The organism is Rahnella sp. ATs2, from assembly GCF_051851855.1.
Lineage (GTDB): Bacteria > Pseudomonadota > Gammaproteobacteria > Enterobacterales > Enterobacteriaceae > Rahnella > Rahnella variigena.
Map to the genome: position 1 here is coordinate 63,117 of NZ_JBLYPL010000008.1, position 15,715 is coordinate 78,831.

The 15,715-nt window shown below is 53.2% G+C and carries 14 protein-coding genes and 1 tRNA gene; 10 read left to right on the forward strand and 5 right to left on the reverse strand.

The genetic code is table 11. The features are described 5' to 3' along the window. Positions 1–174 precede the first annotated feature (174 nt). Complete coding sequence (locus ACJY2G_RS10055; protein ID WP_430319765.1) at positions 175–1,500, forward strand: MFS transporter; 1,326 nt, start codon at positions 175–177, stop codon at positions 1,498–1,500. Then, positions 1,497–2,249: a GolD/DthD family dehydrogenase gene (locus tag ACJY2G_RS10060; RefSeq protein WP_430319764.1), complete on the forward strand. Its 753-nt coding sequence runs from the start codon at positions 1,497–1,499 to the stop codon at positions 2,247–2,249. Before ACJY2G_RS10055 ends, ACJY2G_RS10060 begins: the two co-directional genes overlap by 4 nt. A 69-nt stretch (positions 2,250–2,318) precedes the next feature. Here ACJY2G_RS10060 and ACJY2G_RS10065 read toward each other — a convergent pair. After that, positions 2,319–2,408 (reverse strand) — tRNA-Ser (locus ACJY2G_RS10065). Positions 2,409–2,804: 396 nt separating this feature from the next. Here ACJY2G_RS10065 and ACJY2G_RS10070 point away from each other — a divergent pair. The 4 genes from ACJY2G_RS10070 (at position 2,805) to ACJY2G_RS10085 (ending at position 6,804) form a co-directional block, all read left to right on the forward strand. Beyond that, positions 2,805–4,286 carry a peptide MFS transporter gene (locus ACJY2G_RS10070; protein WP_129638627.1) on the forward strand — a complete coding sequence of 494 codons (1,482 nt, stop codon included), beginning with the start codon at positions 2,805–2,807 and terminating at the stop codon, positions 4,284–4,286. Between the two features lie 123 nt (positions 4,287–4,409). Next, positions 4,410–5,351, forward strand: a complete 942-nt coding sequence (gene ghrA / locus ACJY2G_RS10075; RefSeq protein ID WP_430319763.1) for a glyoxylate/hydroxypyruvate reductase GhrA — start codon at positions 4,410–4,412, stop codon at positions 5,349–5,351. A 67-nt stretch (positions 5,352–5,418) separates the two neighbouring features. Then, on the forward strand, positions 5,419–6,159 hold the full coding sequence (locus ACJY2G_RS10080) for a phosphatase (protein WP_430319762.1): 741 nt from the start codon (positions 5,419–5,421) through the stop codon (positions 6,157–6,159). Positions 6,160–6,219: 60 nt separating this feature from the next. Next, positions 6,220–6,804 carry a TorD/DmsD family molecular chaperone gene (locus ACJY2G_RS10085; protein WP_112288251.1) on the forward strand — a complete coding sequence of 195 codons (585 nt, stop codon included), beginning with the start codon at positions 6,220–6,222 and terminating at the stop codon, positions 6,802–6,804. 72 nt (positions 6,805–6,876) lie between these two features. Here the strand turns inward: ACJY2G_RS10085 and ACJY2G_RS10090 are convergent, their stop codons facing one another. The 3 genes from ACJY2G_RS10090 to mdtH all read right to left on the reverse strand — a co-directional run bounded on the left by ACJY2G_RS10090 (position 6,877) and on the right by mdtH (position 9,711). Beyond that, complete coding sequence (locus ACJY2G_RS10090; protein WP_120162656.1) at positions 6,877–7,440, reverse strand: lipoprotein; 564 nt, start codon at positions 7,438–7,440, stop codon at positions 6,877–6,879. 151 nt (positions 7,441–7,591) lie between these two features. Next, entirely contained in the window at positions 7,592–8,239 is a 648-nt protein-coding gene (gene grxB / locus ACJY2G_RS10095) for a glutaredoxin 2 (RefSeq protein WP_120162657.1), read from the reverse strand. Between the two features lie 266 nt (positions 8,240–8,505). Further along, complete coding sequence (gene mdtH / locus ACJY2G_RS10100) at positions 8,506–9,711, reverse strand: multidrug efflux MFS transporter MdtH (protein ID WP_439291685.1); 1,206 nt, start codon at positions 9,709–9,711, stop codon at positions 8,506–8,508. A gap of 212 nt (positions 9,712–9,923) precedes the next feature. On the opposite strand from mdtH, the gene rimJ reads away from it, so the two are divergent. From rimJ to murJ, 4 genes are all read left to right on the forward strand, one after another. Further along, positions 9,924–10,511, forward strand: a complete 588-nt coding sequence (rimJ, locus tag ACJY2G_RS10105; RefSeq protein ID WP_013575017.1) for a ribosomal protein S5-alanine N-acetyltransferase — start codon at positions 9,924–9,926, stop codon at positions 10,509–10,511. A gap of 10 nt (positions 10,512–10,521) precedes the next feature. Further along, positions 10,522–11,175 carry a YceH family protein gene (locus ACJY2G_RS10110; protein ID WP_112288247.1) on the forward strand — a complete coding sequence of 218 codons (654 nt, stop codon included), beginning with the start codon at positions 10,522–10,524 and terminating at the stop codon, positions 11,173–11,175. A 12-nt stretch (positions 11,176–11,187) separates the two neighbouring features. After that, complete coding sequence (locus ACJY2G_RS10115; RefSeq protein WP_430319760.1) at positions 11,188–12,099, forward strand: Gfo/Idh/MocA family protein; 912 nt, start codon at positions 11,188–11,190, stop codon at positions 12,097–12,099. 206 nt (positions 12,100–12,305) lie between these two features. Beyond that, on the forward strand, positions 12,306–13,841 hold the full coding sequence (gene murJ, locus ACJY2G_RS10120) for a murein biosynthesis integral membrane protein MurJ (protein ID WP_112288245.1): 1,536 nt from the start codon (positions 12,306–12,308) through the stop codon (positions 13,839–13,841). 67 nt (positions 13,842–13,908) lie between these two features. Here the strand turns inward: murJ and argS are convergent, their stop codons facing one another. Further along, positions 13,909–15,642 carry an arginine--tRNA ligase gene (argS, locus tag ACJY2G_RS10125; RefSeq protein ID WP_430319759.1) on the reverse strand — a complete coding sequence of 578 codons (1,734 nt, stop codon included), beginning with the start codon at positions 15,640–15,642 and terminating at the stop codon, positions 13,909–13,911. Positions 15,643–15,715 lie beyond the last annotated feature (73 nt).

Sequence of the window (15,715 nt, forward strand, 5' to 3'; positions counted from 1 at the left end):
CTATGCAGCATCAGTCTGCTGAATCTCCACTCTGTGAAGCACCTCAATAGTCGTTAACCCTCAGCGCCATTTTCGGGAACTGCTGGCAGGCAGGGAAAGGTATCGTTCAGCCTGTTTTTTATACTCAATCCGCGTCCCTTCCTAACAATTATTTTAAATCAGGATACAGCGGAAATGACTTCAACCTCATCACCTGCCTTTGAAAACTCGTCAGAAATGTCGAAAGTTGTCTTTGGAATGCCCGTCAAACTTTTCTGGGGTTATATCGCCATTGCTATATTTATGACCGGCGATGGCGTCGAACTGGCCTTTTTATCGAAATACATCATTGATATCGGATTTAACGTTTCGCAAAGCGCGATGGTTTTCACCGTCTATGCCATCACTGCCGCCATTGCCAGCTGGCTGTCCGGTGGCATCAGCGAGATTTACGGCCCGCGCAAAATCATGGCGCTGGGCGTAGTCTGGTGGGTCGTGTTCCATGTGCTGTTTATCCACTTCGGACTCGCTGCCAAAAACTATCCACTGATTCTGGTGTTCTATGCGCTGCGCGGTTTCGCCTATCCTCTGTTCTTCTACGCGTTCTATGTGCTGGTAGTGCAAAGAATACCTTCACACAGGCTGGCGTCGGCGACGGGCTGGATCTGGTCGATGTTCACCATCGGTTACGGCATCATTGCGTCGTTTCTTCCGAGCGTGACCATTCCATTGTGGGGGTTCCTCACCACGTTGTGGATGTCACTGGCATGGGTGATTGTCGGGGGCGCAATTGCGTTGTTAACGCTGAAAGAACTGCCCTCGCAAAATAAAACGGCGATGCCGGGCGCGGCGAAACTGCTGGAAATCAGCCGTGGTATTACCCTGATATTTGCCAACAGAGATATTTGTCTGGCGCTGATTATCCGCATTCTCTGTAACCTCGCGTTGTTTGGATTTCCTATCTTTATGCCGCTGCACTACACCTCACAAAACGTCGGTTTTACTCCTGAGCAATGGATGCGTATCTGGGGCATATTTTTCCTGGTTCAGCCGGTGACTAATGTGCTGTGGGGGATTATCGGTGACCGTATTGGCTGGCTGTTCCAGATGCGCTGGGTTGGCTTCTTCGGTTGCACCATCACCACATTGCTGTTTTATTTCATGCCTTTATATTTGCCGGCAAATCTTGGTATGGCCATTTTCTTCGGGCTGCTGCTGGCCTTCACGATTACCTCTTTTGTGCCGATGGGCGCGATTTTCCCGATGCTGGCACCTGAGCATAAAGGCGCGGCGATCTCTGTGCAGAATCTCGGCGGTGGTATCGGCAATTTCATTGGTCCGGCTATCGCTACGGTGCTGTTCAGTGCCTCGTTTGATATCAAAACGGTGGTGATCTGCTACTCGGCGCTCTATTTCATCGGCGGCGTTCTGACCTGGTTTATCCGCAATCCACAGCCCGCACGGGTTCCGGCAGGAAATGAAACGGACCTGACCTCTCTCACACTGAAGGAAGAAAAATGAACATCAACGAATTTTTTGGCATTAAAGGTAAAATTGCCGTCGTGACAGGCGCATCGGCAGGGATCGGACTGGCAATCACTGAACTGATGATCCAGCTCGGCGCAACCGTCGTGATGGTGGATAAGGATCTGCAGGTTGTTGCCCAGGCAGAGAAGCTGACCGGTGACGGGTTCGGTATTGCGGCTGACTTGTCAGACATTGCCGCCATTCCCGCGCTGATTGAGCAGGTTATCGGCCGTTACGGACGGATTGATATTCTGGTGAACAACGCCGGAATAGGCATTCTCGAAGCGGCTTCTGAGGTGAAAAAAGAGAGCTGGGATGCCACGTTGTTAGTGAATCTGACCGCACCTTATTTTCTTTCGCAGGCTGCCGGAAAGTACATGATTGCTCAGCAATACGGGCGCATTGTGAATATCGCCTCGCAGGCGAGTGTTATTGCGCTGGAGAATCATGCGGCGTATTGCACCAGCAAGGCCGGTCTGGTGATCGCGTCAAAAGTGCTGGCGGCGGAGTGGGGGCAATTTGGCATCACCGTTAATACGATTTCACCGACGGTGGTGGAAACGGAATTAGGTAAACGCTACTGGCAGGGTGAAAGAGCAGTGGCCATGACGGCAAAAATTCCCGCCGGTCGATTTGCGATGCCGGATGAAATTGCCGGCGCGGTAGCCTATCTGGTCAGCGATAAAGCCGGGATGATCACCGGCGAAAATCTTATCGTCGACGGCGGCTATACGATTATCTGAGTTGCCTGTACGGATTTTCTGAAGCAAAAAAAAGGTCCTGATTTTCATCAGAACCTTTTTTCTTTAATGTGGTGGAGAGAGAGGGGTTCGAACCCTCGATACGATTGCTCATATACACACTTTCCAGGCGTGCTCCTTCAGCCACTCAGACACCTCTCCAGTCGTCGGCTGCACCGCAGTGCTGCTGACCGGCGCTAATGTAGGGAAAAGTGAGCTCAGCGTCAACCCTCTTTTGCAGGATCCGTGCCGATTAGACAAACTTAGAGCAATCTGATGATTTACAGAACAAAAAGCGCGTGAAGGATGAACAACGGTTATCTGGTTGCCGGACGTGATTAAAATTGCTTATCAGAATGCATAAGTAATTAGGGATTTTGCATAAAAGCACAATTATCCGGCAAACACTTTTTGTTACGGCGAAATAGCAAGATATGTTGTGGTAATCGCGGGTGGTAGCGGTATAACAATGCACTGTTAAAAAATGCTTCGCATAAGAACTGTACAAGTCACCGATTGAAGCAGAGTTTGTTTATCACATAAGGGCAGGGGTTATTCTTGAGTCAGTCAAATAACGCGACGACGTCGCAACACCGGACGGCAATACCTGCCGGGGCGGGCACATTATTCTTCGTTCAGACATTCGCGACGCTCGGTTTTGCGGTGCTGTATTCCACGCTGGTTTTATACGCCACCAAAAAACTCGGCTTCAGTGAAGATAACGCCAACGCCATCATGGGCGTATTCGGCGCATTCAACTACGGGTTGCATATGTTCGGCGGCTATCTTGGCGGACGTTATCTCAGCAATCGTAATCTGTTCGTGCTCGGCATGGTGTTGCAGGTGTTTGGCTGCGCGCTGATTGCGATGGAAGGCGTGACGGGGCTGTACTGGGGGCTGGCGATGTTCCTGACCGGCAGCGGGCTGAACGTTACCTGCCTGAACATGATGCTGACACAGCGCTTTGCACCAGATGATGACCGTCGCGAATCGGCCTTCCTGTGGAACTACGCCGGGATGAACCTCGGCTTCTTTATTGGTTTCGCAGTGGCCGGTTATTTCCAGCTGAGTGAAAACTATCGCGCGCTGTTCCTGTTCGCCACGCTGGGTAATGTGGCTGCCATTGTCGTGACGCTTTCCCGCTGGTCAATTCTGGCTGACATCAGTACACCGCTCAAAGAGGTCAGCCGCAGTCAGTGGTTGCGCCGGCTGGCGGTGGGTATTGCCATTCTGATCGTGCTGGTGCCGGTGATCCGCATGTTGCTGACCCACGCAGAATTCAGCAGTTACTTCGTGGTAGCACTGGGTATTGTGATTTTCGCGCTAATGACGGTGGTGACGTTCCGCCATCGTAATGCCGATGAGCGTCGCCGCATGAAAGCCTATCTGCTGCTGGCGCTGGGCTCACTGGTGTTCTGGATGTTGTATCAGCTCGCGCCGATGGGGCTGATGCTGTTCTCCGAAAATAACATCAACCTGAATGTGTACGGTATTCGCGTCGCACCGCAGTGGATCCAGAACATTAATACCGTGGTGATCGTCATCGGCGGGCCGCTGATGGCGCTGTGGTTTAACCGTCTGCGTCAGCGCGGCTGGAACATTGATATTCCGGCGCAGTTCTCGGCCTCTCTTTTCTGCATGGGGTTAGGCATGCTGGTGCTGCCGTTGGGTATTCATCTCGCGGGCGGTGACGGGCTGGTGGCGTTTAAATGGATTGCCATCAGCTATGTATTGCAAAGTATCGGTGAACTGCTGATTTCCCCTATCGGTTACGCGATGATCGGCAAACTGGCGCCGCCGCGTTACCAGGGCGTGATGATGGGCTGCTGGATGATGGTGACCGGCGTGGCGTCGGTGCTGGCAAGCTACATTTCCGGACTGATGCCGCAAAATGCCGGCAGTACGCCGTTGCTGACCAATCCGGGATACAGTCAGGTGTTTAACGCACTGGGCTGGGGTTCTGTTGCGACAGGTGTTGTGCTGCTCATTCTTATTCCGCTGCTGCGCCGGATGATCCACCGCGAGCCTTCTGTGGCCTGATTTTTGTCATCACAGCACATCATTTAACAAGCCCCGTTCTTCGGGGCTTGTTCTTTTTTGCGTCACAGGGTTGCATCCCGATGATATTCAGGGAAATCTATCCGCTCACAGGAGGCTTTCCCGATGAACATTATTTTCTACCACCCTACATCTGATGCAAAACCCTGGATTGACGGAGTAACGAAAAGATTACCGCAGGCCAACGTGCGCGCGTGGAATGCTAATGATCATGAACCGGCAGATTACGCCCTGGTCTGGCGGCCGCCGTACGCCATGCTCGCGCCGCGCACTGCGCTGAAAGGCATTTTCGCGCTGGGGGCGGGCGTCGATGCCATTCTCACGCAGGAACAGCGTCAGCCGGGCACATTGCCTGCCGGTGTGCCATTACTGCGCCTTGAAGATACCGGCATGGCATTACAGATGCAGGAATATGCGCTCGCCAGCGTACTGCGTTATTTCCGGCGGATGGACGAGTATCAGCTGTTCCAGCAACAAAAACAGTGGCGTCCGCTTTCGCCGCATTCCCGCAGTGAATTCACCATCGGTATTCTCGGTGCTGGCGTACTCGGCAGCAGCGTGGCGCAGGCGCTGGTGGATATGCAGTTTACCGTGCGCAGCTGGAGCCGCAGCGCCAAGTCGCAGGAAGGCGTACAGAGTTTCTATGGCAACGATCAGCTGGCGGCTTTTGCCAGTGGCTGCAAGGTGCTGATTAATCTGTTGCCAAATACGCCACACACCGCCGGTATTCTCAATCATCAACTGTTCACAAATCTTTCGCATAATGCGTATCTGATTAACCTTGGCCGGGGCGGACATCTGGTGGAAGGCGATTTGCTGCGTGCGCTCGACAGCGGACAAATAGCGGCTGCCGCGCTTGACGTTTTCGTCGAAGAGCCGCTGCCGGGTATGCACCCGTTCTGGTCGCATCCGCGCGTGAGTATTACGCCGCACGTGGCTGCTGATACGCTGCCGGAAGAAGCCATGGACAGCATCGTCAGCAATATTCTGGCGATAGAAGCGGGGCGTGAGCCGAAAGGACGCGTCGATCTCGGTCGGGGTTACTGACATTCATCTGCTAACATTATAAATGCTGCGGTTATTTCGCCGCAGCGGAAGACTTCAAGGAGAGCACATGCCGTTCCCGGTTGATTTACATATGCATACTGTTGCCAGCACACACGCCTACAGCACGTTACATGATTACATTGATGAGGCAGCGGAAAAGGGCATTAAGCTGTTTGCCATCACCGATCATGGCCCTGATATGGCCGATGCACCGCACTACTGGCACTTTATGAATATGCGGGTCTGGCCGCGTCTGGTGAACGGAATCGGCATCCTGCGCGGCATTGAATCGAATATCAAAAACATTAACGGTGATATCGACTGTACCGGCCCGATGCTCAAAGAAATTGACGTCATTATTGCTGGTTTCCATGAACCGGTGATGCAACCGGTTGATAAAGAAACCCATACTGCGGCGGTCATTGCGGCAATGGCGGGCGGTGAAGTGCATATTATTTCGCATCCCGGTAACCCGAAATACCCGATTGATATTCCTGCTGTGGCGGCCGCTGCCGCGAAATATAACGTCGCGCTGGAGCTGAATAACTCCTCGTTTATTCATTCCCGCGTGGGCAGCGAGCCTAACTGCCGCGCCATTGCGCTGGCAGTCAAAGAAGCCGGTGGCTGGTTGGCGCTGGGATCAGATTCGCACATTGCTTACTCGCTCGGCGGCTTTGAGCACTGCGAACGTATCCTGCGTGAAATTGATTTCCCGGAAGATCGTATTCTTAACGTCAGCCCGCGTCGTTTTCTCGATTTTCTTGAAACACGTGGCCGCGCGCCCATTGCTGAATTAAGCGAACTGTGACATTGTCGCGACCAAATTGCGGGTGATTAACCCTTTTCATTGTCTTATCAGGTTACTGTTATGAATGAATTTTCGATTGTCTGCCGCGTGCTGGGCACCTTGTTTTACCGTCAGCCGCAGGATCCGTTACTGGTTCCGCTGTTTGGTCTGATTCAGGACGGCAAGCTGCGCGAACACTGGCCGCTGGAACAGGATGCGTTACTGGTCCGTTTGCAGGAAAGCGCCAATCCCGAAGCACTGGCCGCTGAATTTAACCGTCTTTTTGTCGGCTCAGAATGCGCGGTTTCGCCGTTCCGCAGCGATTATGTTGACGGTGCAAATGAAATGGATGTGCGTACATTCCTGCAACAGCGCGGAATGCCTTTGGGGGAAACGCCTGCCGATCATTTTGGCGGTATGTTGCTGGCAGCTTCCTGGCTGGAAGATCAATCGAAGGAAGATGAAGTCAGCGCGCAGATCACCCTGTTTGATGAATTCCTGTTCCCGTGGTGCGGCAAATTCCTTGGTAAAGTCGAGGCCCATGCCACCAGCGGTTTCTACCGCACACTGTCTGAAATCAGTCGTGAAGCCTTGCAGGCGATGCGTGACGAACTTGAAGAGCAGCTGCCGCCAGAGCTGGATGATGCTGAAGAAGACGACCAGTAATCCGGACGAAAGAACGTAAAAAGCCCGGCGGTGAGCAATCACGCCGGGCTTTTTATTATCGGTTGACTCAGACTAGTCAGTAAAAGGTATCACTAACTGCCCCGGTTTCACTTCAATGCCTTTGGCCAGTTTCTTCGCCATCGCCTCGCCTTTGCTGTGATCGCCATTGAGCACATAAGCCGGACGCTGGTTGAAATAGGTGTTCAGTGAGTTGTTCAGATAAGGCATCAGGCCTTTCATCACGTTATCCATTTTTTCCGGCTTGATGGTGTAATCCACCACCTGCATATCACGCAGGAAAATGGCGCCTTTCTCGCGGTCATACGTCGGATGCGCTTTCAGGGTCAGGCGCATATCGGCTTTTTGCGGACCGAACAATGAAGAGATATCAACATGCGCGTCGCCGGTCAGGGTCACGATGCCGGGTTCTGCGCGGCCAATCTGGCTGCTGAGATTGGTCAGGATCAGTTTTGCATCTACCAGTCCGGGAACACCCAACTGTTTCTCGAAGTTGTTGTTCTTTTGCAGGTAATCATTCACCTGCTGCTCGCTGATGGTGTACTGCGTCAGCTGATTACAACCGGCCAGTAAACTGGCACATATCAGGACTGCGGCACCCAGAAATCGCTTTGTCATTCTTCCCTCACTACGTAAATGCTATTTTGTCAGCATGACCCGAAAGCGTCATGGCTCCAATCAGACAACGCTGATTAGCCTAAGTGCCGGAGGCGGGGATGAAAAGGGAAAATTGCCGGAAGCGCACTTCCGGCAGCTAAGTATGACGGGCTTAGCTCGCGAGGCGGGTTAACAGATTGACCTGCGTTTGCTTCGCCATGTTGTCGCGATAGTCCTGCACGCGCGAAGGCCAGTCAATGCCTTGTACAATTGTCAGCGAACGCAGCAGAGGCCACAGATTAATATCATCCTCGGAAAGCTCGCCGTTCACCGCATTCGGCTCGACGATCAGTTTGTCGAGTGCGCGCAAATCCTGACTGATCTTCTTCACCAGACCTTCGGAATGTTGCAGATGCTCTGCGAAACTACCGCTGGCGGCCTGTTTTTTATCGGAGAAGTATTTACGCGCTTCCGGTGTGGAAAATTCTTCCAATGGTGCGGAGGCAAAACGCGGCAACAGCAGACGTCCGGTATATTCTGAAACCTGACGTAACCACGCGGCAATTGACGCATTCAGCGGACCGGTCAGCAGCGGCTTGCCGTCGCTTTTGTCGATGTAATGCACGATGTCCATGCTCTCAGGCATGAAGCCGCCATCGGCTTTTTGCAGGACAGGCACCATCTTTTTGCCCACCATCGAAACCGGCGTCTTTTCGTCGTCATTGAGCAGCACTTTGATCTCAACCGGGATGTTCTTCAAACCGAAAATCATGCGTGCTTTCACGCAGAAAGGGCAATGTTCGTAAACGTAAAGTCTCATAGTTCGTGGCTCCTGTTGTCGCCGGCGGTGACCTGTAGGGTGCATGAAAACTGCCGGATGTAGGTTCGGATTTTATCTAACGCTATGATTCAGTATGGATATAGATGCTGATGAGATCAAACCTGCCCGTCATGCTTGTCGCTGTCACTGTGTTGGCTACGCTCGTTTACCCGAATCACTGACCTTTGTCAGCTCATCGGGGTTCACTCGCTTGCCGCCTTGTTACAACGCCAGTCATTTTGGGTATTAAAAAAATGAGTAAGAGATCAGCCCCCGCTGAGCATGGCCGGTTCGATGCGGCGCAGATTGAATTGCCAGTACAAACCGGTGAGGGTGATAAAGCCGACAACGGCGAGCAGAAACCACGGTAACTGAGGCAGTTGCAGCGCCCGGCCGGTGTCGTACATCCAGCCGCCTCCGGTGTAACCAATCACGCCGCCGAGTGCCAGCCCGAGACGGCTGAAGCCCATATAACTGCCGCGTGCGCGGGAATCCGCCAGTGATGCGCTGAGGGTTTCACGCGCCGGTTCGGCAATGATGGAACCGATATAGAAGAAGCCGATCAGCAATAATAACGGATTGATTGAGGTAACCAGTCCGACCGGTAACAGGCTGAGTGTCATGATCAGCAATCCAAACATCAGGCGCTGCTCGAGGCGGAAGCGTTTTTCGCTCCAGCGGGCAATCGGATATAAAAATGCCAGTGACAGCACGGCTTCGATGGCATACATCCATTTCACCGCCGACGGACTGCCCGCGACATCATTGACCGCGATAGGCAGCATCAGCATCACCTGCACGGTCAGCATGTAATAGCCGGTGAGCGTCAGGACATAAGCCAGAAAACGGCGGTCGCGCAACACGCGCATCATGCCTTCGCGCATCGGGGTACGCATGGTGGAAATACGGTAAGCAGGTAACAGCCAGGCGTTACAGGCTGCGGCAAGACAGAAAATGGCTGCGCCGGCCCAGCAAACGTAATGAAAGTCGTACTGCAACAGCCAGCTGCCGATCAGTGCGCCAATCACAGCACCTGTACTGTCCTGCATCATCATCAGGGAGAAGAAACGGCTGCGCTCGTGGGGACGGGTCAGTTTAATCACCAGCGCGGTACGTGGCGGATCAAACAACGTGCCGCCGAGGCCGGAGAGAATACAGGAGCCGACCAGGATCCACGGCTGATCGGCCATCGCCATGGTGGCGAAGCCCGCCGCACGTAATAACATGCCAGTGATAATCATCGGTTTTGCGCCGAACCGGTCAGCAATCGCTCCGCCAAAAATGCCTAATCCCTGTTGTGTAAGCTGACGAACGCCAAGCGCCAGACCAACGGCCATCGCTGCCCAGCCAAGCTGATCGACAAATCGGATCGAGATCAACGGAAAAACCACGAAAAAGCCTAAAATAACCAGCGCGTTGTCTAATAACAGAAAATACTTACCCAAGCTCCGAGCTTGTGATACCAGAGACATGCTTCACCATGAGCGATTATTTGTATCCTGTCCGGCAGATACAGAAAGGAGAAAAGACGCTCCCAGTCTGAACCGGAAACAGGCATTTAGATAGGGCGCTATTGATAATATTTTTTTATCGTCAAGCCGCGTTCTGACTGGCAGAATTAGCGATGATCTTTCGTTTCCTATAAATTCTATTTATCGACCCATGCGGGATGTGGAGGGAAGGGATGTTTGGCTACAAATCTGCCGTGCCAAAGGTGCGGCTTACCACTGACCGGATGGTTCTGCGCCTGGTTCATGACCGTGATGCGCACCGGCTGGCTGAATACTACGCCGAGAATCGTGCGTTTCTGAAACCCTGGGAGCCGGTCAGGGATGAAAGCCATTGTTATCCCTCCGGATGGCAGGCGCGTCTGGGGCTGATTACCGAGATGCAAAAGCAGGGCAGCGCCTATTACTTTATTTTGCTCGATCCCGATGAAAACAGGGTGATGGGTGTGGCGAATTTCAGCAACGTACTGCGTGGCTCTTTTCATGCCTGTTTCCTGGGATATTCGCTCGGTCAGGAATGGCAGGGCAAAGGCCTGATGCAGGAAGCGTTGCAAACGCTTATCCGCTATATGCAACGCCAGCAAAAGATGCACCGCATCATGGCGAATTACATGCCGCACAATAAACGCAGCGGTCAGTTGCTGGAGCGTCTCGGTTTTGAACGTGAAGGTTATGCGAAGGACTATTTGCTGATCGACGGCAAGTGGCAGGATCACGTGCTGACAGCATTAACCTGGCAAGAATGGACACCCCCGTCCCGATAAGGAGAGCAGTATGAAACACGAACTCAGCGCCCGGGAGGCCCGTGTCGTGGGCTGTTTGCTTGAAAAACAACTCACCACGCCAGAACAATATCCGATGACCCTCAACGGCCTGACCACGGCCTGCAATCAGAAAACCAACCGCGAGCCGGTCATGGAACTGAGCGAGAGTGAGGTGCAGCAGACGCTGGATTTACTGCTGCGCAAGCACATCATCCGCACCCTGAGCGGCTCGCGCACCATGAAGTACGAGCATCGTTTCTGTAATTCCGAATTCGGTAATCTCAAATTTTCCCCGCAGGAAGTGGCGGTGGTCACCACGCTGTTGCTGCGCGGCGCACAAACGCCCGGTGAACTGCGAACCCGCACTAACCGTTTGCATGATTTCTCTGATGTTGCCGAAGTAGAACAAACCCTGACTGAACTGACGAACCGTGAAGACGGCCCGTTCTGTGTGCGTCTGGCCCGCGAACCGGGTAAACGCGAGAGCCGGTTTATGCATCTTTTTAGCGGAGAAGTCAGCAACGTGGCCGCTGCCGCTGAAGAGACATTATTCAGTTCAGCGCCTGAAAATGCAGATCTGACTGCGCGAGTAGAAACGCTGGAAGCAGAAGTCGCTGAGCTGAAACAGCGTCTGGAAAATTTGTTGCAACACCTGGCTGATTAAAAGGAGCGGGTTGTGAGTAAATTACGAATTGGTGTTATCGGGCTTGGCGGAATTGCGCAGAAAGCGTATCTGCCAGTGCTGAGCCACGCTGAAAACTGGACGCTGGCAGGCGGATTTTCTCCGAATCAGCAAAAAGCACAGGCCGTTTGTGACAGTTACCGCATGGCCTGTTTTTCCCGTATAGATGAACTGGCCAGTCAGTGTGATGCGGTTTTCGTTCACAGCAGCACCGCCAGCCATTACGAGGTGGTCGGGCAGTTGCTGGCGCAGGGCGTGCATGTGTATGTCGATAAACCACTGGCGGCAGAACTTGATCAGGCCGAACAGCTGGTAGAACAGGCGCACAAGGCAGGCAAAGCGCTGATGGTCGGTTTTAACCGCCGTTTCGCGCCGTTGTATCGCCAGCTCAAAGAGAACATGCAGGATGCGGCGTCATTACGCATGGATAAACATCGGACCAACAGTGTCGGACCAAACGATCTGCGTTTCACCTTGCTGGACGATTATCTGCACGTGGTTGATACCGCACTGTGGCTGGCGGGTGGAAATGCCACTCTGGAAAGCGGTCTGCTTCAGATTAACGAAGCAGACCAGATGCTCTACGGCGAACACCATTTCCTGTGTGGCGAAACGCTGGTGACAACATCCATGCACCGCCGTGCGGGAACTGCCCGTGAGAGTGTTCAGGCGGTAACGGAAGGCGCGGTGTATCAGCTGGACAATATGCAAAACTGGCGCGAGGAACAGCAGGATATTCTGACGCAACTGCCGGTGCCGGGCTGGCAAAGTACGCTGGCGCAGCGCGGATTTGTCGGAGCGATTGAACACTTTGTCGATTGTGTGAGCAATCAAACTGCGCCGGAAACCAGCGGTGAGCAGGCGATTTATGCGCAGGCGATGATCGAGAAAATTCTGAATTCTTAACCTGAGTGCTTAACGGAGAAGCCGTGCGGGATGGCGCGGTTAACACTCTATAACAACATAAAACAACTGCCGGTGGCTATTGCATGGCGGATGCGTAGACTAAGCGCATCTTTGAGCCATGCCGGTTCATCTTTCACGCCTGCTGATGCAGGCGTGGTTGTTTAACTGACTCATTTATCAGCTAACCGGTAAACAAGAAAAGTGACATGAATCTACTTAAATCTTTGGCAGCCGTCAGTTCCATGACGATGTTTTCACGTGTATTAGGTTTTGCCCGCGATGCCATTGTGGCACGTGTATTTGGCGCCGGAATGGTCACAGACGCCTTTTTTGTGGCGTTTAAACTCCCCAACCTGCTGCGCCGTATTTTTGCCGAAGGGGCATTTTCTCAGGCTTTCGTGCCGATCCTGGCTGAGTACAAAACGCAGCAGGGCGAAGAAGCCACCCGCACCTTTATCGCTTACGTTTCCGGCTTACTGACGCTGGTTCTGGCGATTGTCACCGTTCTGGGCATGATTGCCGCGCCGTGGGTGATTTATATTACGGCGCCGGGCTTTGTTGATTCACCGGATAAATTTGCGCTTACCAGTTCGCTGCTGCGTATTACTTTCCCGTATATCCTGCTGATTTCACTGGCATCGCTGGTCGGTGCGATACTCAATACCTGGAACCGTTTCTCGATACCGGCGTTTGCGCCGACGTTCCTGAACGTCAGCATGATCGGTTTTGCGTTGTTTGCTGCTCCGTACTTCCATCCGCCGGTGCTGGCGCTGGCCTGGGCGGTGGTGGCTGGTGGTTTGCTGCAACTCGGTTATCAGCTGCCGCATCTGAAGAAAATCGGCATGCTGGTGTTGCCACGTCTGAATCTGAAAGACGCCGGTGTGTGGCGCGTGATGCGTCAGATGGGACCCGCGATTTTGGGCGTTTCCGTCAGCCAGATTTCCCTGATCATCAACACGATCTTCGCGTCATTCCTTGTGTCCGGTTCCGTTTCATGGATGTATTACGCTGACCGCCTGATGGAGTTTCCTTCCGGCGTGCTGGGCGTGGCGCTGGGCACCATACTGCTGCCGTCACTGGCACGCAGTTTCTCCAGCGGTAATCATGGCGAATACAACCGCCTGATGGACTGGGGCTTGCGTCTTTGCTTCCTGCTGGCGCTGCCAAGCTCTGTCGCACTGGGCATTCTGGCGAAACCACTGACGGTCGCCTTGTTCCAGTACGGTAAATTCAGTGCGTTTGATGCCTCGATGACGCAACGTGCGCTGGTAGCGTATTCCGTCGGCCTGATGGGTCTTATCGTCGTGAAAGTGCTGGCACCGGGCTTTTATTCCCGTCAGGACATCAAAACACCGGTGAAAATTGCCATCATTACCTTGCTGATGACGCAGGTGATGAACCTGGCCTTTATCGGACCGCTGAAACACGCGGGACTTTCCCTGTCTATTGGTCTGGCAGCTTGCCTGAATGCTTCGCTGCTGTACTGGCAATTGCGCAAGCAGGATATCTTTCAGCCTCAACCGGGCTGGAGAACGTTCCTGATCAAACTGTTTGTGGCAGTGATAGCGATGTCCGCGGCACTGCTGGGCATGATGTATGTGATGCCAGCGTGGGACGTGGGCGGTATGGCATATCGTCTGGCGCGTCTGGCAGCGGTGGTCGCGGTGGGCGTGGTGGCGTATTTTGCCGTACTCGGACTGCTGGGCTTCCGCGTGAAAGAATTTGCGAGACGTCTGGATTGATTAAATTAGATTCCGGAAATAGAAAAGGGCGCATAAGCGCCCTTTTTTAATATCGAAATACTGCGAATTACATACGTTCTACAGTTTCGATACCCAGCGTATCCAGACCAGTTTTCAGCGTGCGTTGTGTCAGCAATGCCAGTTTCAGGCGGCTGTTGCGGCTGGTTTCATCTTCTGCGTTCAGGATAGGGCAATGCTCGTAGAAGCTGGAGAACAGGCCTGCCACGTCGTACAGATATGCACACATGGTGTGTGGCGTGCCTTCACGGGCGACGACAGTCAGCACTTCTTCGAACTGCAACAGGCGGGTTGCCAGCGCGGCTTCACGCTCTTCGCTCAGCACAACTGGCTGGGTCAGGCTGTTCACGTCGATTTCTGCGCGTTTGAAGATGGAAGCCACGCGGGTATAAGCATATTGCATGTATGGCGCAGTGTTACCTTCGAACGCCAGCATGTTGTCCCAGTCGAAGACGTAATCAGTGGTACGGCTTTTTGACAGGTCAGCGTATTTGATTGCGCCGATACCGACAGCATTCACCAGTTTTTCCAGTTCAGCAGCGTCTTTCATTTCCGGATTTTTTTCGGTGATCAGCTTACGCGCACGATCAATTGCTTCATCCAGCAGATCAGACAGTTTCACTGTGCCGCCGGAGCGGGTTTTGAACGGCTTGCCGTCTTTGCCCAGCATCATGCCGAACATATGGTGTTCCAGCGCCACAGAATCCGGCACGTAACCGGCTTTACGCGCAATGGTCCACGCCTGCATCAGATGCTGGTGCTGACGGGAATCGATGTAATACAGAACGCGGTCGGCACCGAGTGTTTCGTAGCGGTATTTCGCGCAGGCGATGTCGGTGGTGGTGTACAGATAGCCGCCATCTTTTTTACGGATGATAACGCCCATCGGGTCGCCATCTTTGTTTTTGTATTCATCAAGATAAACGACCACAGCGCCTTCGCTGTCGACTGCCAGCCCTTTGGCCTGCAGGTCGGAGACAATGCCAGGCAGCATGCTGTTGTACAGGCTTTCACCCATCACATCATCTTCTGTCAGGGTCACGTTCAGGCGGTTATACGTCAGCTGGTTTTGCTTCATGGTCACGTCGACCAGTTTGCGCCACATTTGCAGGCAGTATTCGTCGCCGCCTTGCAATTTAACCACGTAACCACGTGCGCGCTCGGCGAAGGCTTCGTCTTCGTCGTAGTTTTTCTTCGCAGCGCGGTAAAATTCTTCCAGGTCCGCCAGATTCATGTCACCGGCATTTTCGTTTTGCACTTTTTCCAGATAGGCAATCAGCATCCCGAACTGCGTGCCCCAGTCGCCGACGTGGTTAGCGCGGATCACTTTATGACCAAGGAATTCATTGGTGCGCACAGCGGCGTCACCGATGATGGTGGAACGGATATGGCCGACGTGCATTTCCTTCGCCACGTTTGGCGCGGAATAGTCGATAACGATGGTTTGCTGTTCAACCGGCGTGATGCCCAGCTTTTCGTCGTTCAGTGCGCTGTCAACATGCGCGCCAACAAACGCAGGATCGAGGAAAATGTTGATAAATCCCGGACCGGCGATTTCGACTTTATTTGCGATACCGTTCAGATCTAACAGTTCAACCACTTTCTCTGCCAGTTGTCGTGGTGGCATACCCAGTTTTTTTGCCACGGACATTACGCCATTTGCCTGATAGTCGCCGAACTGCGCTTTGGCGGACTGACGGACTTGCGCTTCGCTGTCGGCGGATGCGCCTGCTGCGATCAGCGCCTGGCTGACTTTTTCTGAAAGAAGTGACTGAATATTCACCGAAGTACCTTTATTTAGGAATGGAGTTGTTTGCTGTTCATCCCAATGCGGATGAACCTAAAATGATGCGTGT